A 17,559-nucleotide genomic window follows, 5' to 3' on the forward strand; every position below is an offset into this window, starting at 1 on the left:
CCACCTGGACAAACGCTGGGCAGAAGGATTCACCAACGCGATCCAGCTCCACTCCGAGCTCCAGGCTCTCGGCTACCGCGGCAGCTACCAGATCATCAGCGACTACCTGCGGCCACGACGCCGACGTCGCATCCGCGTCGTCGGGCCCGCGCCGCCAGGGGTCCGGCAAGTCACCGGGTGGAGCACGCGTCACGCCAACCGGCTCTCGGAGAGTGAGGGCCGACAGCTGACCGAAGTCCTCACCCGTTGCCCGGAACTCGCTGCCACCCACCGTCTCGTCCGCGGCTTCGCCGAGATCCTCTCCATCCGCACCGGCCAGCATCTCAAGGACTGGGTCGACAGCGCGCGAGCCGAGGAACTTCCCGGCCTCCACTCTTTCGCCACCGGCCTGGAGAAGGACTGGGACGCCGTCGTCCAAGGCCTGACCAGCCAGTGGAACTCCGGCCCCGTCGAGGGCCGGGTCAACCACATCAAGATGGTCAAACGCCAGATGTTCGGCCGCGCCAAACTCCCGCTCCTCCGCAAACGGGTACTCCTCACCGCCGCCCGATGATGGCCCTGCTCAAGCAGGACGAAGCCGTCGGAGTACGCACTCCGACGGCCAGCAGAGGGCTCGAACAACCACGTTTGTGACGACGAAGTACCCCGAGCTCACCCAGCCGTCCTTTTTACTGACGAGCCCCGGACCGTCCTCACGGTAATAGCGGCGCAACATGCGGCGCCGCAACGGCGTCCCAGCGACCAACAGAACCGGAGCAACGACGACTGCACCGGGTGTGAGTAGTTGCGGCACAGAAAGTGCCGCTGAGATTGATCGGGTAAGACCGAAAGATCACCCCATGGCCCCTTTTGGGCTTACCTCGGCGATACCCCATACGGGTCGGCCGCTCAGGCGCAGTCGAGGAGGTGGTTGCAGGTGTTGGTGCCGCTGGGGAGGTCGCTCTCACTGTTCAGGATGTAGAAGCCGTACTTTGCCGGAAGCGCGATCATCGTCTGATATTGCATCCTGCTGTCGTCCCCGACCACGTGATGCCTGAGGGAGTAGAAGAGGTTACCGCTGAGGTTCGGGGACTTCATCACCCGGTAGTTTCGGGTCTCCGATGCGAAGCCCGTCACCGGAAGCACCGCACTCTTCCACTTCGTCACGTCCGCAGTGATCTTCTGCTGCTTCTCATATCCTTCGAGGTCGCGCAACGCCTGGGCGGCGCAATGGGACATGTGGATGTGCAACTGGTCCTGTCTGCGGGCCTGTTTGGAGTTGATGCCCAGTCCGGCCGCGGCTGGTTGACTGAAGTAGTGGGGGATCCTGCCTTGCGCGGCAGACCAGTAGTCGGTAGCGCCGCCGGCCCAGATCTTGGGGCACTCGATCCCTTTGAGGCGCTCCGTCGGAACCAGTTGAAAGTCCGTCGTGCTTCCCTTACGGCCCGCCATCACGCCCCAACGGCTTTCCACTTCCAAGCAGGGTCCGGGCTGTTTCAGGACGCACACCTGGATTTCCTCCCAGAGGTGTCCGCCGTCCGTCTGGCTGCCGCAGTCGTCGCCGAAAGGATCAGCGCTGGGAGCGTTCTCCTGATTATTCGTGGACATGGCATGCCTCCGCCCCTGTGGAGTCGTCCGAGAGCCTGTGTGCAGGATCGGCTGAGTTCAGGAATCCCCCCGATATTGAACAGATAACCAGTCAGGTGAGCCAATCACCCGCAGGGTGCAGCTGTGACGCTGTCGGGCAGGGTGCCGTTCGAGATGAGAGTTCCCGTCTCGTGCGCTCCTTCCCCCGCCCTCGCTGGCCGGGAGGCGTCAGACGCGGGGCCGCGGTGGACGCCGAGGAACATCCCAGCCGCCTGGTCTCCTGGGCTCGCGGCTCACCTCGCCGAACACCACAAGGCCCAGACGTACCCCGAAGCCGTTGCGCAGGCGGACACCGACTTCGCCGACCTCCAGGACGCCGACGCCATCCCCCGCCCCCGCCGAGTCCGCATCCCGCGGCCGGACGACCCGCTCACCCCAACGCCAACCGGACCATGATCAATCTCAGCGGCACTTTCTGTACTGCAACTACTCACACCCGTGCACCGACCGTCACGGCAAGCCGGACCGCCTGGATCCTGACCACGCTCTCTATCCGCATCGCCCCAGTCTGCCGAGCAGAAGAGACTCGTCCACCGCCCCCACGGAATGTGTGCCAGAACCGAGAACGAAGAGCGGATGTCGGTGATTCCTGGCATCGGCTCTCGCTCGAGATGCTCGGGGATGTCGATGAGAAGTAGCGGCACCTGGGAGCGTTGGGGGCAGTAGGCCAGGTGGGTCAGAGCCAGACTCCCTCCCCCAGGCGGGGGAGGGAGTCGGTACGAGCGGAGGAGGTGGCCCGGCCGCTGCTCACCGCAGGATGAACCCATGTCCCGATCCCACAAGAAGCACTTGGCCGCAGCCCTCACCGCCTGCCTCGGCGCTCTCGCCTACACCGTCAGCAAGGTGGACCTGGCGAGGGAGGGCGAGCTGGGCATGCCGGGCTTCCCCGCGCCGACTGAGGCCTACGCCGCCGTTGCCGACGTCGAGACCGCCCAACTGGCCAACGCGGCCCTCGGCCTGCTGATGGCCGTCGTTGCGCTGCTCCTCGCCCGCCTGCCGCGGACCCCCCTGGTCCGCTGGCCGGCGCTCGTCGTCTCCTGGGCGGGCATCGCGATGGTGGGAGCGGGCGTTCTCGGCTTCGGCGCCCGCGCGGCGGGCCTGGCACCGAGCCTGGGTGCTACCCCTCCCCACATGCCCACCGCGCTCGCGGCATTGCTTGTCGGAGCGGTGTGGGTGACGGCCTGGACCATTGCCACGGTCTCCGCCACGCGCAGCAGCCGCAGGCGGTGCGATGCCAGCGCCAATCTGTGAGGTTCAGAGTCACCAGCCGGCGCAACGGGTTGGCAGCGAACCATCAACTGCGGAATCGACCTTGGCCTTCGGCAGCACCCGGGCCCCCCATCGTGCAGAGCACAACCATGGTCCCGAAACAAGTATCCAGGTGCTCTCAAAACTTGAGACCTACGCAGCCAGATGGCCGAGTTCCCGCTCGACTGGACCACCCTCCCCAGCGACAAGCCTCTCTACGAGGCGGACGTCGACCTGTCCGGGCCGATCGCGGACCACGACGCGCACTTGTCGGTCATCCGGGACGCGGCCGTCCCGCTCCCCGCGGGACTCACCGGCCTCCTCACCGACCTCGTCTGCCGGCTCGACTGCGGCGCTTCGCCGTCCAGGCGGAGGCCCCCGGAGTGCTTCGCGTCGGCCCCGGGCAGGCCTGCCGCCTCCCGTCAAGTCACGTCTTTGTGTGGCATGACGGGGGCGGCCGCCCCCGCGCCTACTTGAAGTGGAACGGCGGCCCCCGCCGGACACACTCTCAAGGAGCGCACATGTCGATCTCCCGTTACACGATGGCCTTCGCCTCGGTCGTCTTCATCTCCGGAGCCATCGCGCTGCCGGCGTCCGTGGCGACCGCGGCCCCACACCAGCCCTCGGTGGCGGGCCACCTTTCCCAGGATGGCAACGGTGACCCGGGCGGCCTCATCGGTGCGGGAGGCGGCAGCGGCGGCACCAATCCCTACCGCGACCCCAACGGTGGCGCCTACGGGCCGGACACGTGCCTGCAGGGCTACGTCTGGCGCGAAAGCTATGAGGGCGACCTCGTGTGCGTAACGCCGCAGGAACGCGACGTGGCCAAGGCCGGGAGGCTCAGTGACCTGAGGCTGAAGCAGAGGCCGCGTGCCGATCTGGTCCTTCACTCCTCGACGAGGCACTGACCGCCTACGCGCGACCCGGTGCACGTGCCTGCGGGGAGTGCGCCGCCGCCGAGGTCCTCGACCGCCTGTAGCGGGTGATGGCCCGGATGGCCCGGGCAAAACGCGTCTGGCCTGGCCGCCGACCAGTACGTCGAGCTCGTCGAGTACGCGGTCTGGTCCCTGCCGGCGGGGACGAGTACGTGCGGCCCATCGACGGCCAAGAGTACGGCGCCGTGCCATCGATGAGCGTCCACCCTCTCACCCCTGCCTCGCGCCGCCACCGCCCGGGGTGGAGCAGCGGTGGGCATGGACGATCGAGCGCACCCCTCGGCGGGCGGCGCGGTGCTGCAGAGCACCGATGCGTCAGGGCAACGCCGCAGACGAGCTCCCGCGGTGTCGCTCGTCCGAGGCGGTTTCGGGGCAGGGCCGTGTCGCTTCCGCGGTCCCGGCATTGACCGGGCATGAGCACCCTCAAACGCGCGGCCGTGGCCGCCGTGGCGGTCGTGGCGATGGCGGCGCCGGCCGCTCCCTCCGCCACGGCCGCCCCGGTCTACAAGTGCGCCACCAGCACGAAGGACATTGACGACACCAGCTATGACGGGCCATGGCCGGACAACTGGAAGGTCACGGTGAAGACGTGCGCGGCCCGGTCCGCGGACACCGTGTACGCGTACGCCGAAGTGCGCTGGGACGGAGCCAGCTTCCACCCCGTGGACGACCCGACGATTTCCGACGGGGCCAAGCTGCGGGTGCAGATCAAACAGTCCCGCGAGGGCACCGACCCTGTGGTGGTCGAGCGTGACTTCCCCGGCCTGGAGGAGCGGCTGGAGGACAGCACGTCCAGCGGGGCGCGCACCGGCACCTACCGGACTCCGACAATCAGCCACCGGGCCGGCGCGGTCGCGCTCGGCGATTCGGTGCTGTTCCTGGACTGGCACGGTGACGGACGCGGCTACCAACGCCACGACTACACCGCGTCCCCGACCGTCTGACCGGTGTTCAGTCGCCGGGGGCGGGCCCGTCGTTCTGGCCGTGGGCGAGGATCGGCAGCAGCGCCTCGGCGGCGTCGCACACGGTGCACGCCGTCGTGCCGGGGCGCGCGAGCGCGTCGAGTGCCTGCATCGTGCCCAGTGGATGCGCGCGGTCGGTGGCGCTGGGGCAGCCGTCGGCGTGGACGGTGGCCGGGCGTCCGTGGGCGCGGCCGTCGAGCAGCCACGCCCACCGGGCCGGCGCCGAGACACGGGTACGTGGGTGGGCGGGGATGCGGCCGAGGTCGACCCCGGGCAGCGGGCGCAGCTGCTCGGCGGTGACCCAGGTGCTGTACTCGGCCGGCTCGACCCCGCCCCCGAACTGGTGGAGAGACAGTATTCCGAGGGTGCGGTATTCGGCGGCTGAGCATACGTCGGTCCTGCGGGCCAAGCGCGACCGGCCGGTCACGTCCGCATAGAAGCATTGGCGTGCGACATCCGCCCAACAGGGTTCCACGACCGCCGGGTGGCCGTCTCGGGCCTGGGCGGCCCACCGCTACCTCGCGGACACCCCCAGCGCCGGGGCCCGGCAGGCCCCGGCTTCCCGGCTGTCAGATTCTGCCCGTACTCAGGCGCAGGAACAGCAGTAGCAGTAACACATCAGCGCGCCGTATCGGCCGACCTCGAAGGAGTACTCCATGCCCGCCGGGACGTACATCCAGTCCCCGGCCGTGAGCTCATAGCCGTTGTAGACGATCGACCCGCTCGCGATGAACCGGATGCCGGCACCGTCGTTGTGCGCGTGCGGGGACGCCTGTGCACCCGGCTCGGCAACCGTGATGTAGAGCTGGGACTCACAGGCCATGTACACCGGAAGCTGCCACTTGCGGAACCCCGGCGGGACATTGTCGACCTCGAGAATCTTGAGCGCCTTCTCGACCCCCTCGTCCTTCGACGTGATGATGCGGCTCTCGACATCGAGTCCGCTCTCGCGGACCGCGTTCTTGATGCGCTCCACTCCCTGCTCGAACGTGAGCCTGTTGGGATCGAAGGTCTGCTTCGCCATGGACTTCTCCTTCTGTGCGACCGTCCCGTGCGCCCGGTCGAAGGAGTGGGTTCCCAGTCTGCTCCGTGGCCCACGGCAGCCGGGGAGGTTTCACTGCGACAGCGTCGTCGGAGTAACCGTGTGGCGCAGTCGCGTTCTCGTTGCGGCAGGGGGACGCCGATGCGGTACATCCACAGCCCGGAGTCGAGGTGCTGGCGCTCGTAGAGCCGTACCCGCTCGATGGCCTGCCCGTCGGGCAGGATCAAGGTGATCGGGGCCGACGGAGAGGCATCGGACACGGTCAGGGGTGGGACGGCAGCTCTTGCCGGGCCTGCTTACAGGGCACACGGAGCGGTGACGCCGGAGCGCCGTACCGCGCGCAGGGTGATCCGCACCGGGCACAGGGGCCGGTTTGGCTGGGTGCCCAGGTGGCGACCTGCGGGCGGGGCGTGGTGGTCTGCTCGTTCATGCTGCTGCCTCCCCTTCCGTCGGTGCGGAGGTGGGGGTGCGGGCGGCGCGCCGCAGCTCGACGCCGCCGGCCCGCCAGGCGGACGCCGCCCAGTGGGGATGGGCGCACAGGTTCCCTGAGAGGGCGATCAGCTGGCGCCGCAGCGCGGTCGTACCGGCCCCGGCGGGGGCCTGCGCGAGCTCGGCGTACGTCTGCTGCCACGCCCTTTGGAGCGTGATCAGGTCCTCGGGGAAGCGGAACGGTGGTCTCACACCCTCAGTGAAACACGTGTTCGATTTCCTCCGCGAACGCCACGCTCCGGTCATCGGCCGTAGGTCTGGTGGCAGAGCGCGGCCACGGCAGGGCTGGTGACGCCGTGCGCGGCGCGGCACAGCTCCGTCATGTCTGCGGTCCCCGCACCTGAGGCTCGTGCCGGACGGTGCGGGGCGTGCGTACGGGTCGGCCGCTTCACCTTCCTGGGCTTGGGTTTGGCGGCGGGGCGCACGGCAGGCCGGGGCGGGGTTGTCCGGCGCGGCCGTACCGGGCCTTCGGCCCTGCGGTCGGGAGCCCGCCGGGTGGGCTGAGTCTCGCCGGACGCCTCGTGGGCCGCGGGTGCGGGACGGGCCAGCGCGGGAGCACGGCCGGCCTCGGGAACGGCGCCGGCCGGAGGCACGGCCGCAGGCTCGGGCATGGGGGAGAGGGGCAGCGCCGCCCCCGTGTCCGGCCGTGCGGGCCGGGGGTCGACGGGGTGCTTGGGGTCTTCCGAGACCGCGGCGTGCGAGGCCCCGGCGGGCCGGGGGTAGGTGCGGGGTGGACGGTGACGCATCCCGAGGCCGCGAGCAGCGCGGCAAGGAGCAGGGGCAGGGGCCAGCGACGCATGCCGCCACCGTGCCGCACACGCCCCGCAGGGCGCCTTTGACCGGCCCGCTGCGCCCCTCGGATGGATGACGCGACGGCCGTCCTGCAGAGCCGCCTCCGGCAGATCAGGCGGACCCTGGAAGAGGGGCAGGCAAGCCGTGAGGGAGGCCCCGTGACGCTCAGACCGCCGGTTGAGTGGTCCTCGATGGCGAACTGGTCGTCTGGGACACCGAGGCAGGCCGGTTGTCCTTCGAGGCGTTGCAGCGCCGGGCCGCCACCCGCGGCCGCGGCGCCGCCGGCCTCGCCGCGCGCTGGCCGGCCTACTTCGTCGCCTTCGATCTCTTGCAGCACGACGGCCAGGAATTCCTGACGCGCCCGTACGCCGAGCGGCGCACCCTGCTGGAGAACCTGTTCTCTCAGCACACCCTGACCGCGCCGTGGACGCTGTGCCCGCAGACGACGGACCTGGCCAAGGCGCGGGAATGGCTGGAGTCCTGGACGGACGTGTCGGGCGTGGAGGGGATCCTGATCAAGCCCCTGAACAGCCGCTATCTGACCGGATACCGCGGCTGGACCAAGATCAGAAGACGCGACACCACGGAGACGATCGTCGGCGCGATCACCGGCACCCTGAGCCGCCCGCAGCTCCTCGTCCTCGGCCGCCACGACCAAGACGGCCGACTGCGGGCGGTCGGCCGGACCGTACCGCTGCGCGCGGACGCGGCCCGGCAGGTCGCCGAGCACCTCACCGCGGCCGCGCCCGGACACCCGTGGACGGGGGCGAAGTTCTCGGCGACGTGGGAAGCCGCGACGTCCTCGACACCACCCTCGTCCACCCCGCCCTGGTCGCCGAGGTCAGCGCGGATCGCGCTGTCGACCACGGCGGCGTCTTCCGCCACCCGCTCCGGTTCCAGCGGCTGCGCCTGGACGTCGGGCTCGAGGATGTACCCCGGTTCGGCGAGGGCCCGGCCGCGGCCGCCGGCTGACGGACAGGGGAGTGTGCAGTGGCGTTTCGCCGGTGAACCGGCGTGCTCGGGCGGGTGGGCCGACACGGGCGGTTGCTGACGGTGTGGTGGCCGGTAGAACCGGCCCATGATGATCATGAAGCAGTCTGCTGTCGCGGCCGCCGCCGCGGCCGCACAACCCGCCTCCCCGGCTCCGGCCGCGGCCGCCGTGCCGCAGGTGCTGCCGATCGGGATCGCGGTCTCCGCGCTCCCGATCGCCACCGAGGACCGGACCGGCTACCAGCGCACCTCCTTCGCAGCTCATGGCCGACGTCGCCGGCATCCGCGGGCGCGGCTCGGCCACCGGCGAGCGGTACGCCGTGGCGGGCTTCCGTCGGCTGATCGAACAGCGCGCTCAGTCCTCCCGGGACCTGGTGGACTTTACTGCCGGATGGCTACCTCCCGGATGGCTGCCTCGGGCATAGAAGTCCGGTGGCGGCCTCGGGGGCGCCCTGATCGGCGGGCGGCGATGCGCAGGTGGTAGAGGTGCTCGCCCGCCCCTGGCCGCCTCCCGCAACCATCAGTCAGATCACCTGGGGCTGATCAGCATCCGCTGTCATACGAGTGGCGGGCGTAGCTCCGCCGGTGTGGCGGATACCGGGACGAAGGACATCGGGTGTGTTCTGGTCCGGCCTGGTCGCCCCGGGAAGGGCGGCTGCGGCTCACTGCCCCCGCCCCCGGGGCTTGCCGTCACGTCGCCGGCTTCCGGGGCGGGGAGAGCGAGCCCGAAGTGGCTGATCCGATTTGGGGGGCGGTAGTGAAACGGCCGTTCGGGGGCAGCGACGGTGCCGCGGTGTGTACCATCGCCGGGCCCGTGATGGCGCTCTTTGAATCTCCCCAGGCGCTGCTGGGCGCCGCCAGTTCCCTAGCGGGACGGTTCCCACGTTTCGGGGCCGCGCCCCTCCACTCCACAAAGTCGCGAGGAGGTCCACGTCCTCGGCATTCTCGAGCCCGGCCGCGGTGAGGAAGACGCGGATGTCGGCCGGGCGGTGTGCGACCCCGATCGCGACACCGTCGTAGCGGACCCGGCGCCAGCCCAGCTCATCGGGCGGATAGACGATCAGCATGGCGGCCATGCGCCCAGCCTCCGCCCCGCCTGCTCCAGGAGCGCCAGGCAACCTCCGAACGGGTGACGCTCAAGTCGGCGGCAGGAATGCGCAGCGTCGTCCAGGGCCGCGACCGGGTGGGCCCTCGCCGGTCAGCCGGCCTCGCGGTCCGGGAGACTCTTTTCCCGGACGCTGCCTTGACCATCGGATCCTGGTGACGGCCGGCTGGCCGGGGTGCGGAATCACGCCCCGGCCCAGCCGGTTTTCCCTGCCTCGGGGGTTCACACCCTTCCAGGCCCGGAGGGTGCGAAAGGCGCAAGGGAGCCGGTGTTCACCGGGCGAAGCCGACAGGAGTCAGACCTCGCCGCGCCAGGAACCGGTCTCGCGGCGGCGGTTCTCGATGTAGTCCTTGAATCGCTTGAGGTCGCCGGTGATCTGGCGCTTGACGATGCCGAGCTTGTCGCCGACGGTCTCGGCGAGGCCGTCCGGTTCGTAGTCGAGCTGAAGCATCACCTTGGTCCTGTTGTCGTCCAGGCGGTGGAAGGTGACGACGCCGGCGTGCTTGACCTCGCCGCCCAGCGTTGTCCAGGCGACCCGCTCGTCGGGAATCTGCTCGGTGATCTCCGCCTCGAACTCCTTGGTCACGCTGCCGATCTTCGTGACCCAGTGCGTCATGGTGTCGGTGCGCTGCTCGATGCGCTCCACACCGTCCATGAAGTGTGGGAACGACTCGAACTGCGTCCACTGGTTGTAGGCGGTGCGCACGGGGACGTCAACCTCGATGGATTCTTCGACCTTCGACACGGAGCATCCTTCCTCTTCGTCGGCCAGGTGGTGTCCGGCCGTACCCGGGGAGCCCTTCCCCTGCCCGCTCCTGTGCCCCCGCTGCCCGCGCCCGTGCCCCCCGAACAGACGCGGGATGGTCCGCCGGTGCGGCAGGCATGAAGGCCAGGGACCGGGGCAGGAGCGGGAAATGGTCGACCTGTCGCACGTTCTTGAAGCAGCCATGCGCCGCCGACACCTCAGTGTGCAGGCGCTCGCTGACCGCACCGGTATCCGCGCCCCGCGCATCAAGGTCTTCGTCCAGGACGGCACCGCAGGCCCCGTCCACCCCACCGAGCAGGAGCTGCGCGAACTCGCCCACGCCCTCGATCTCCCCCTGACCGAGGTCCTTCCCAGCGCTGCCCTCGCCGGCGTACCCAGCGCGTGATGCCAGACCCGGCGGCGCCGACCACCGCCTTCCTCGCACTGGCCCTGCCTGGCGCACTCCTTGCTGGTGTTCTCGCCCTCGGCCGGTACGAGGAGCTCCTCCTCGCCCCGCGGACCGCTCCGCTGCCCCGGCGGCCGCGCGCCCGCCACGCCCGCCGCTAGACCACATCGACGACTGAACGCGGGGCACCCGGCAAGAGAGTGGAACGGCCACCGTAGGCCGTCCGTGCCCAAACCCTGTATGCCAAGAGGAGAGTCCCAGGTGAAAGGCTTCCGCAGCTTCATCCTTCGCGGCAACGTCGTTGACCTCGCCGTCGGTATCGTCATCGGCGCCGCGTTCACCGCCGTGGTCAACGGCTTCGTCGGTGCGTTCCTGACTCCGCTGGTCGGGCTCGCCACGGGAGTAGCCGGGGACATGAGCCACAAGGCGTTCACGGTCGGCGCCACTCAGTTCCCGTACGGAGCTTTCATCAACGCGGCGATCAGCTTCCTGCTCCTTGCGACCGCCTTGTACTTCCTGGTGGTCCTGCCCATCAACAAGCTCCACGAGCGCCTCGCCCCCCACCAGGACGTCCAGGCACCCAAGCGCGACTGCCCCGAATGCCTCAGCCCCGTACCCGCCCAGGCCCGACGCTGCGCGTCCTGCACCGTCCCGCTGCCCCACCTGCCCGCCCCGGCAGGAGCCGAGACACAGCGGGTCGGCTGACAGGGAGAGGCGCTCGTGCGGGGTGTCCGTGCTGGCGGTTACCGGCGTCGCCCGGCGCCAAGGGGCTCGTGTGACACTGGCGCCGTGCTGCTCTTTGCCGCATAGTGCGAGTCGGCCACCATCGAGCCACCAGGACGGCGGCAGGGGCGGCGTGCATGCAGCCCGGGATGCACGGCCAGGTCTTAGCTTCCATGCCCACCACGCCCTACAGCGGCTTGTAGCGGTGGGATCAAGGAGAAGCCGACCCGGGGGTGCGGGGTGTGTCGCGCACTTCTCCGGCGGCCTTCCGGTCCACCTGGCGCAGCCCTTCCGCTGTCTCCTGGCTGGCGCTCTGGGCATGCCCTGGTCGTCTTGGCTGCCTCCTGGGCGGTGCTTTTCACCGCTTCCACGGCCTGGGTTGCGGGTTCCCGCATTCCCTCCTTGACCTCTTGGGCTGCTTCGCTGACTGTCTGCTTGCGGGTTCCAGCAGTTCCTCGGAGTGCTCACGCAGCTGTCGGTGGTCGGCAGGAGCGCGGCAGTGAGCATGCCGGCGCCGAAGGCGATCAGCCCTGCTGCCAGAGGGCCGCCTTGCGCGGAGTACAGGCGCGCGCATCTGGCGCACAACGTCGACGCTCTCGCGGCCCGCGCCGCCCGGACCAAACGGGTTCTCGGCATTGAGCTGGGAGTGGAGGCATGGGCCGTGCTGGTGTGGATAGCCGCCAGGTATGGCACCCATCTCACCGAAGCCAGACCGCCGAGACGAACAAGACCGCTTCGACGCGGACCGGGACAACCATGCGGGCCCGGAGGAGCGGGTGGAGGAGCGGGCCCCGGACCAGCTCAGCGAGCTGCCCAAGCGGTCCTGGATGGCGGTGCTGCGCGGCACCCTCAAGGAGTTCAAGGACGACGAGCTGGCCGACCGGGCCGCGGCGCTGACCTACTACGGGGTGCTGGCTCTCTTCCCGGCCCTGCTGGTCCTGGTGTCCTTGCTGGGCATCGCCGGGGAGTCGGTCACCAAGCAGGTCCTGGACAATCTTCAGAAGCTGACCCCGGGCTCGGCCCGTGATGTGATCAGTAGTGCGGTGCAGCAGCTGCAGGGCAACAGCGGGGTCGGATCGCTCCTGGCGATCGTGGGCCTGGCTGTGGCCGTGTGGTCCGCCTCCGGCTACGTGGCCGCCTTCATCCGCACCTCCAACGCCGTCTACGACATGCCCGAGGGCCGCCCGGTGTGGAAGGTGCTGCCGCTGCGCCTGGCCCTGACCGTCGTGCTGATGATCCTGGCCGTCGTCAGCGCGCTGATCGTGGTCTTCACCGGCAGTCTGGCCCGGCAGGCCGGCACCGCGCTGGGGATGGGTGACAGTGCGCTGACGGTGTGGTCGATCGCCAAGTGGCCGGTCCTGGTCCTCCTGGTCACGATCATGATCGCGATCTTGTACTGGGCTGCCCCGAACGCCAAGGGCCGCGGGTTCAAGTGGGTGACCCCGGGCAGTTTCCTGGCCCTGCTGATCTGGATGATCGCCTCGGCCGGCTTCGCGTTCTACGTCGCGAACTTCGCCTCTTACAACAAGACGTACGGCACCCTCGCCGGGGTGATCGTCTTCCTGGTGTGGCTGTGGATCACCAACATCGCCATCCTTCTGGGGCTGGAGTTCGACGCGGAGATGGCCCGCCAGCGCGCGATCGCCGGAGGACACCCCGAGGACGAGGAGCCCTACGTCCCGCCACGCGACACCCGCAAATGGAGCGAGGAGGAACGCCGCCGCATGGAGTGAGCACCGTCTGGGCGGCTGCTGCCGGGGCAGCAGCTCAGCATGAGGATTGTGGCTTCCCTGCGTACGGGCGAGAACCGGCTGACCCAGCGCATGGCGTCCTGGGATTCGGTCTGGGCGCGTGGCCTGCTGCCGCCGGTGGAGGACGCGGCCGAGCACACGAAGCTGTGGTGGGCGGCGGCCGCCGTCATGGCTGCCGCCGGCGGATGGAGGGGCCGCAGGGCCGCGGCGGCAGGCATCACGGGCATGGCGGCGGCGCAGGTGCTCTCCAACGGGGTGGCGAAACAGCTCGTCGAGCGCCGCCGCCCGCCGAAGGAATGGTTCCCGCACGAGGATGTGGAGGACCGGCCGGACAGCTCCTCCTTCCCCTCCGGGCACACCGCCGCAGCCGTCGCCTTCACCGCAGCCGTCGCCCCGACCTGGCCGTGGGCGGGCGCCGCCTGCGCCGTGCCGACCGTTCTGGTGGCGATCGAGCGCGTCCACGACGGCGCCCACTACCCCTCCGACGTCGCGGCAGGAGCCGCCATCGGGCTGGCCGCGGCCGCACTGGTGCGGGCCGCACCCCGCCTGCTCGTACGCCGGGTGGCGTAAAGAGGCGGCACGGGGCGGGTGTTCGGTGGGCTGCGGGGTAGTGGCGCCAGGGACAGCAGCGTGTACATCTCAAAAAGGAGGATCTGTCATGGCGGCTCGCTTCGAGGTCCGGCACCAGCCGGCCAAGGGCTATCACTTCGTTCTCATCGCGACCAACGGGCAGGTCATCGCGACCAGCGAGCACTACGAGACGCATCGTTCCTGCCTGAACGGCATCGACTCGGTCAAACGCAACGCCGACGCCCCCATCCAGGACACCACCGGGACCAACCAAGGCAGCTGAGCGGCGTGGCGACGCCCCTGCGGCGTCGGTGGCCGCCATCGTGCAGCCATCACGGTCAGTGCAATAGGGCAGTACTGGGAGTACAGGGTGAAGACACAAAACGCCGATGACTCGGTGGGGGCGCTGGTGACCCGCGCGTCTCAGCAGATCTCGGAGCTGGTGCGCGAGGAGATGCAGCTGGCCCGGGCGGAGATGACCGAGAAGGGCAAGCGGTTCGGGGTGGGCGGCGGGCTGTTCGGCGGCGCCGGCCTGACCGGTTTCCTGGCCGCGCAGGCCCTGACGGGGGCCGTGATCGCCGCCGTGGCGCTGCTGCTCCCGGTGTGGGCTTCGGCTCTCATCGTCGCCGCCGTGCTGGCTGCGGTCGCCGCCGTCATGGCCCTGGCCGGCAAGAAAAAGATCGCCAAGGCCGGGCCGCCGGTTCCTGAGCAGACCATCGACAGCGTCAAGGCCGATGTGGCCGAGATCAAGGAGAAGACCCAGCGATGAGCGACAAGCCCCACGGCAGCGAGTCCGCTCCCACTCCCGAGGAGCTGCGGCAGCAGGTCGAGCACAGCCGCGAGGAGCTGGGCCAGACCGTCGAGGCCCTGGCAGCCAAAGCCGACGTCAAGGCCCGGGCGCAGGAGCAGGCCGCCGCGGTCAAGGAGCAAGCCGGGCAGAAAGCCGCGCACCTCACCGACCAGGTCCGCGGCAGGGCGGAACAGGCCAAGCAGATGGTGAAGGACAAGACCCCCGACCCGGTCCTCGACAAGGCGGCCGCGACCGTAGCGCAGGTCCGCGAGACGGCGTTCCGCGCCGGGCAACTCGCGGCCGAGAAGACCCCCGACCCCGTACGCGAGAAGGCCGGTCAGGCCGTGAGTATGGCGCGGGCGAAGCGCACCCCGCTGCTCGCCGCGGCCGCCGCGCTCGTTGTCTTCCTGCTCATCCGACGCAGCCGGCGGTGCCGGTGAAGGCATCGAAGGTCGCCTACAAGCCGGTCGGCCTGGCACTGGGCGCCGTCAGCGGCATGCTCGCCGGAGCGGCGTTCAAGCAGGCGTGGAAAACGATCGGGCACGACGACGACGCCCCCGACGCCACCGACGAGGACCGTTCCTGGCAGGAGATCCTCCTGGCCGCCGCCCTCCAGGGCGCTATCTTCGCCGTCGTCAAAGCGTCCGTCGACCGGGCAGGCGCCACCATTGTCAGACGCCTGACGGGAACCTGGCCCGGCTGACAAGGCAGATAGAGGCGGCGCCGGCCTCTGCGGCCGGCGCCGTCGTCCCTGTAGACCGTGAGTGGGGAGGAATCCGTGGCCGCGCACCCAGGGCTCCACGCCCTCACCGCTGCCGCTCTTACCGGTGCACTTGTGGCAGCCCGATGGTGGACGCGTCGTCGTGCAGGCACCCCGGATCAGGGGGCCAGCGCTGCGAGGGCACCCTGGCGCCGGACGCCGCCCTGCTCCACCAGCGCCCACACCGCTCACGCGCGTGTGGAAGAGCTGCACGCTGCACTCCTCGACCCCGCCGCAGCCGAAAACAACACCCATTTCAAGCCGTAGCGAAGGGGCACCACTCCCCGATCCTTAGCCGGGAGGGGTCCGCGGCGGCGCATGACTGGGTACACGCGCTCTCATGCACGGACAACATGCGCGTCCTACGAGCACTCTGTTCGGCCCCGCCTCCAACGCCCCAGACACGGCACCCGAGCAGGACGGCGCCAAGCACTCCCGCCGTGGCAGGTTCACCGGCCGCCTGAGGCGCCGGATCCCCGCCTACCGGTCGATCGAGTTCCTGTCCTCCCGCATCCCAGGTGACAGCAGCCCGGGCGAGGGAATGCCTGCTCCTGGTCCACATCCGCAAGGTCGTCGGCCAGGTCCACTACCGGATCTGCCCCGAATGCGCCGAGGGCGTCATCACCGGCGTGGCTCTTGAGGAGCGTTTCCGCGACACCGGCCTGGGGACCCGAGCGCTGTCCCATCTGAGCTCCCGCCACCCGGGTGTGAGCTGGCGCAGCACCCTGAACCTGCGCGCCACGCGCGATCTCCTGCGCCGCATGCGCGTCCCGACAACGTCTACGGCCGGCCTGTGCCCGCACACCCGCCAGCCGCTCTCGCCTACGGTGCCGACCGCTCTGTGACCGCCGGCCCAGGTCGGCGGCCAGCGGTTCCGCCTGTGATCTTCTACCAGGGGATGCGGGCGCAGATGGTTTTGCCACCGCCGGGCGCCGGCTCGATGTGCACGTTGGTGGTGAGCTGGTCGACCAGCAGCCACCCCCAGCCGCCCGTTCCCTCCGTGTGCGGCGCGCGGGGCTCGGGAGGGTGGGGACTGGTGTCGGTCACTCGGACATCGACGCTCTCGCCCTGGAGGGCCAGGTGGAGGGTGCAGGGACCGTCGGTATGGCGGATCGCGTTGCTGACCAGCTCGCTGACCACCAGCAGCACGATGTCGGCGCTGGCCGGCCCCGCAGGCGGCCGGGCGTGGGCAGCCTGCCGGAGAAAGGCGCGGGTCGCTTCGCGTGCCGCCGCCGCCTCATCCATACGAGGCAGGTCGCGATCAAGTAGGGGTGGTGGCGTGATCCCTCCCTGCGTCCGGCGAGCTCCATACACGGCACCTGCCCGCCCCCGCCGACCAGAAGCGCACTCAGGCCCGCGGAAGAGAAAGAGAGACCTACGTCCTTATCCGCGGCCGCAACGTAGATGGAGGCGTGAGGCGGCTCGTGGCTGACGAGCCCGCCCGGCCTCCCGCGGCTACAGGTGAGACAGCGCGAACGCGGACAGGAACCCCACCACGGTCACCAGTCCCGTCAGCAGGTGCACCTTGCTGTAAGCCTCGGGGATCATCGTGTCGGCGATCATCGCCAGGATCGCCCCACCGGCCACGGCGGTGATCACGGCCATCGCCGCTTCGGAAGCACCTCCGAGCAGCGCGTACCCGGCCAGAGCGGCCAGCCCGCTGACCACGGCGATACTTCCCCACAAGGCGAACACGTAGCCCCGGCTGCGTCCGGCGCTCCTCATCCCTGCGGAACTGGCCAGCCCCTCGGGAATGTTGCTGATGAACACCGCCCCCACCGTCGCGGCTCCCAGATGGCCGCCACCCAGCAGGCTCGTCCCGATCACCACGGACTCCGGGATCCCGTCGAGAAGCGCCCCCAACGCGATGGCGTTGCCCGACCCGGGCGCCTCCTCCTCGGAAGGCTGCTCTTCCCCCGAGCGCTTGCGGTGCTGCGCACCGCGGAGTGCCAGCAGCGCATTGGCGCCCGAGTACACGGCCGCGCCGCCGACCGCTCCCGCCACCACCGGCCAGATCCCCGACCGCTCGTAGGCTTCGGCGATCAGCTCGAAGGAGACCGCGGCCATCAGTACGCCGCTGCCGAACGCCATCACCAGCGCGATCAGTCGCGGCGGGACGCGAATCAGCGAGCCGATAGCCGCGCCCACCAGCAGAGCCGCCCCCGCGAAAAGGCCCCACCCTCCCGCCGTCAACGCACCACTCACAGCCGCCCCGCTCTCTTTGCTGACATATGCGCCGCTCCTACCCGACAAGAGCGCACCGCACCGGACTTCGTCGCCCCGGACCGGCGAAGACCATGGTTCGGGCGCCGCGGGTGAGCCTGCTTATAGGGGAAGCGGCAGGCGCCGCCCGCTCTGCGGAACCGTTCTTGGCGAGAGTCGTTGAATGGACGGATGCACACCCGCCCGGGTCTCCGGTCTTCCCCGGTCGGTTTCCCTGCCTCTGTGGGCGGGGTGCCCGATTGGGGTCACCCGAGTACGCCGCCGACAGGGCCGGGTGATGCCCGGCACCACGTCCAGCCCCAGCCGTTCGGCACGTGACGGGGGTCAGTCCCGAGCGCATTTTCAGACGTGGTTGAAGGATGGAGCGCGGCTGGTTACGCCTGCGCGAGAGAAAGCGCGACC

23 protein-coding genes are annotated in these 17,559 nt (G+C 70.0%); 16 read left to right on the forward strand and 7 right to left on the reverse strand.

The window, feature by feature from the left end; all coding sequences use genetic code 11:
* On the forward strand, nt 1–553 hold a 553-nt coding region (locus IF88_RS0136645), incomplete at its 5' end, for a transposase (protein ID WP_030722965.1).
* Between the two features lie 335 nt (nt 554–888).
* On the opposite strand, the gene IF88_RS42615 is transcribed toward IF88_RS0136645, so the two are convergent.
* Nucleotides 889–1,587: a CDP-diacylglycerol diphosphatase gene (locus IF88_RS42615; protein WP_030722969.1), complete on the reverse strand. Its 699-nt coding sequence runs from the start codon at nt 1,585–1,587 to the stop codon at nt 889–891.
* Between the two features lie 804 nt (nt 1,588–2,391).
* Between IF88_RS42615 and IF88_RS0136655 the strand changes: the two genes are divergently transcribed.
* The 4 genes from IF88_RS0136655 to IF88_RS0136670 all read left to right on the forward strand — a co-directional run bounded on the left by IF88_RS0136655 (nt 2,392) and on the right by IF88_RS0136670 (nt 4,753).
* Nucleotides 2,392–2,877 (forward strand): hypothetical protein, encoded by a 486-nt coding sequence (locus tag IF88_RS0136655; RefSeq protein ID WP_051838194.1) that lies wholly within the window; start codon nt 2,392–2,394, stop codon nt 2,875–2,877.
* Between the two features lie 162 nt (nt 2,878–3,039).
* A complete protein-coding gene (locus tag IF88_RS0136660) occupies nt 3,040–3,351 on the forward strand; it encodes a hypothetical protein (protein WP_030722975.1) in 312 nt (103 codons plus the stop codon).
* Between the two features lie 44 nt (nt 3,352–3,395).
* On the forward strand, nt 3,396–3,782 hold the full coding sequence (locus IF88_RS0136665) for a hypothetical protein (RefSeq protein ID WP_030722977.1): 387 nt from the start codon (nt 3,396–3,398) through the stop codon (nt 3,780–3,782).
* Nucleotides 3,783–4,222: 440 nt separating this feature from the next.
* The gene (locus IF88_RS0136670) at nt 4,223–4,753 is read left to right on the forward strand and encodes a hypothetical protein (RefSeq protein WP_030722980.1); all 531 of its coding nucleotides are present in this window, start codon (nt 4,223–4,225) and stop codon (nt 4,751–4,753) included.
* 7 nt (nt 4,754–4,760) lie between these two features.
* Here IF88_RS0136670 and IF88_RS0136675 read toward each other — a convergent pair whose 3' ends face one another.
* The 3 genes from IF88_RS0136675 to IF88_RS0136685 form a co-directional block, all read right to left on the reverse strand.
* Entirely contained in the window at nt 4,761–5,198 is a 438-nt protein-coding gene (locus IF88_RS0136675) for a DUF6233 domain-containing protein (RefSeq protein WP_030722983.1), read from the reverse strand.
* Nucleotides 5,199–5,357: 159 nt separating this feature from the next.
* A complete protein-coding gene (locus IF88_RS0136680; RefSeq protein ID WP_030722986.1) occupies nt 5,358–5,795 on the reverse strand; it encodes a cupin domain-containing protein in 438 nt (145 codons plus the stop codon).
* Nucleotides 5,796–6,239: 444 nt separating this feature from the next.
* A complete protein-coding gene (locus tag IF88_RS0136685) occupies nt 6,240–6,494 on the reverse strand; it encodes a hypothetical protein (RefSeq protein WP_051838200.1) in 255 nt (84 codons plus the stop codon).
* Between the two features lie 781 nt (nt 6,495–7,275).
* On the opposite strand from IF88_RS0136685, the gene IF88_RS41490 reads away from it, so the two are divergent.
* The gene (locus IF88_RS41490; RefSeq protein WP_051838201.1) at nt 7,276–8,145 is read left to right on the forward strand and encodes a hypothetical protein; all 870 of its coding nucleotides are present in this window, start codon (nt 7,276–7,278) and stop codon (nt 8,143–8,145) included.
* Nucleotides 8,146–9,484: 1,339 nt separating this feature from the next.
* Here IF88_RS41490 and IF88_RS0136695 read toward each other — a convergent pair.
* Nucleotides 9,485–9,934: an SRPBCC family protein gene (locus IF88_RS0136695; RefSeq protein WP_030722992.1), complete on the reverse strand. Its 450-nt coding sequence runs from the start codon at nt 9,932–9,934 to the stop codon at nt 9,485–9,487.
* Between the two features lie 169 nt (nt 9,935–10,103).
* Between IF88_RS0136695 and IF88_RS0136700 the strand changes: the two genes are divergently transcribed.
* From IF88_RS0136700 to IF88_RS41495, 10 genes are all read left to right on the forward strand, one after another.
* Nucleotides 10,104–10,340, forward strand: coding sequence for a helix-turn-helix domain-containing protein (locus IF88_RS0136700; protein ID WP_030722995.1), 237 nt, complete (start codon nt 10,104–10,106; stop codon nt 10,338–10,340).
* Nucleotides 10,340–10,501: a hypothetical protein gene (locus IF88_RS46975; RefSeq protein ID WP_158754812.1), complete on the forward strand. Its 162-nt coding sequence runs from the start codon at nt 10,340–10,342 to the stop codon at nt 10,499–10,501. The genes IF88_RS0136700 and IF88_RS46975 overlap by 1 nt, the downstream gene beginning before the upstream one ends.
* Nucleotides 10,502–10,601: 100 nt before the next feature.
* Nucleotides 10,602–11,045: a large conductance mechanosensitive channel protein MscL gene (mscL, locus tag IF88_RS0136705; protein WP_030722997.1), complete on the forward strand. Its 444-nt coding sequence runs from the start codon at nt 10,602–10,604 to the stop codon at nt 11,043–11,045.
* Nucleotides 11,046–11,749: 704 nt separating this feature from the next.
* Nucleotides 11,750–12,796 carry a YihY/virulence factor BrkB family protein gene (locus tag IF88_RS0136710; RefSeq protein WP_051838203.1) on the forward strand — a complete coding sequence of 349 codons (1,047 nt, stop codon included), beginning with the start codon at nt 11,750–11,752 and terminating at the stop codon, nt 12,794–12,796.
* 39 nt (nt 12,797–12,835) lie between these two features.
* Nucleotides 12,836–13,384, forward strand: a complete 549-nt coding sequence (locus IF88_RS0136715; protein ID WP_030723002.1) for a phosphatase PAP2 family protein — start codon at nt 12,836–12,838, stop codon at nt 13,382–13,384.
* Nucleotides 13,385–13,472: 88 nt separating this feature from the next.
* Nucleotides 13,473–13,667, forward strand: a complete 195-nt coding sequence (locus IF88_RS0136720) for a YegP family protein (RefSeq protein ID WP_030723005.1) — start codon at nt 13,473–13,475, stop codon at nt 13,665–13,667.
* An 87-nt stretch (nt 13,668–13,754) separates the two neighbouring features.
* A complete protein-coding gene (locus tag IF88_RS0136725; RefSeq protein ID WP_030723008.1) occupies nt 13,755–14,153 on the forward strand; it encodes a phage holin family protein in 399 nt (132 codons plus the stop codon).
* Complete coding sequence (locus tag IF88_RS0136730) at nt 14,150–14,614, forward strand: DUF3618 domain-containing protein (RefSeq protein WP_030723011.1); 465 nt, start codon at nt 14,150–14,152, stop codon at nt 14,612–14,614. Before IF88_RS0136725 ends, IF88_RS0136730 begins: the two co-directional genes overlap by 4 nt.
* Nucleotides 14,611–14,877 carry a DUF4235 domain-containing protein gene (locus IF88_RS0136735; RefSeq protein ID WP_030723013.1) on the forward strand — a complete coding sequence of 89 codons (267 nt, stop codon included), beginning with the start codon at nt 14,611–14,613 and terminating at the stop codon, nt 14,875–14,877. Before IF88_RS0136730 ends, IF88_RS0136735 begins: the two co-directional genes overlap by 4 nt.
* A gap of 575 nt (nt 14,878–15,452) precedes the next feature.
* On the forward strand, nt 15,453–15,779 hold the full coding sequence (locus IF88_RS41495) for a GNAT family N-acetyltransferase (protein ID WP_234323832.1): 327 nt from the start codon (nt 15,453–15,455) through the stop codon (nt 15,777–15,779).
* Nucleotides 15,780–15,822: 43 nt separating this feature from the next.
* Here IF88_RS41495 and IF88_RS0136745 read toward each other — a convergent pair whose 3' ends face one another.
* Together IF88_RS0136745 and IF88_RS0136750 are read right to left on the reverse strand one after the other, a co-directional pair.
* Nucleotides 15,823–16,179 (reverse strand): ATP-binding protein, encoded by a 357-nt coding sequence (locus tag IF88_RS0136745; RefSeq protein WP_037808407.1) that lies wholly within the window; start codon nt 16,177–16,179, stop codon nt 15,823–15,825.
* A 210-nt stretch (nt 16,180–16,389) separates the two neighbouring features.
* The gene (locus tag IF88_RS0136750; RefSeq protein WP_030723017.1) at nt 16,390–17,139 is read right to left on the reverse strand and encodes a ZIP family metal transporter; all 750 of its coding nucleotides are present in this window, start codon (nt 17,137–17,139) and stop codon (nt 16,390–16,392) included.
* Between the last annotated feature and the right edge of the window lie 420 nt (nt 17,140–17,559).

Source organism: Streptomyces sp. NRRL F-2580 (assembly GCF_000720115.1).
Lineage (GTDB): Bacteria > Actinomycetota > Actinomycetes > Streptomycetales > Streptomycetaceae > Streptomyces.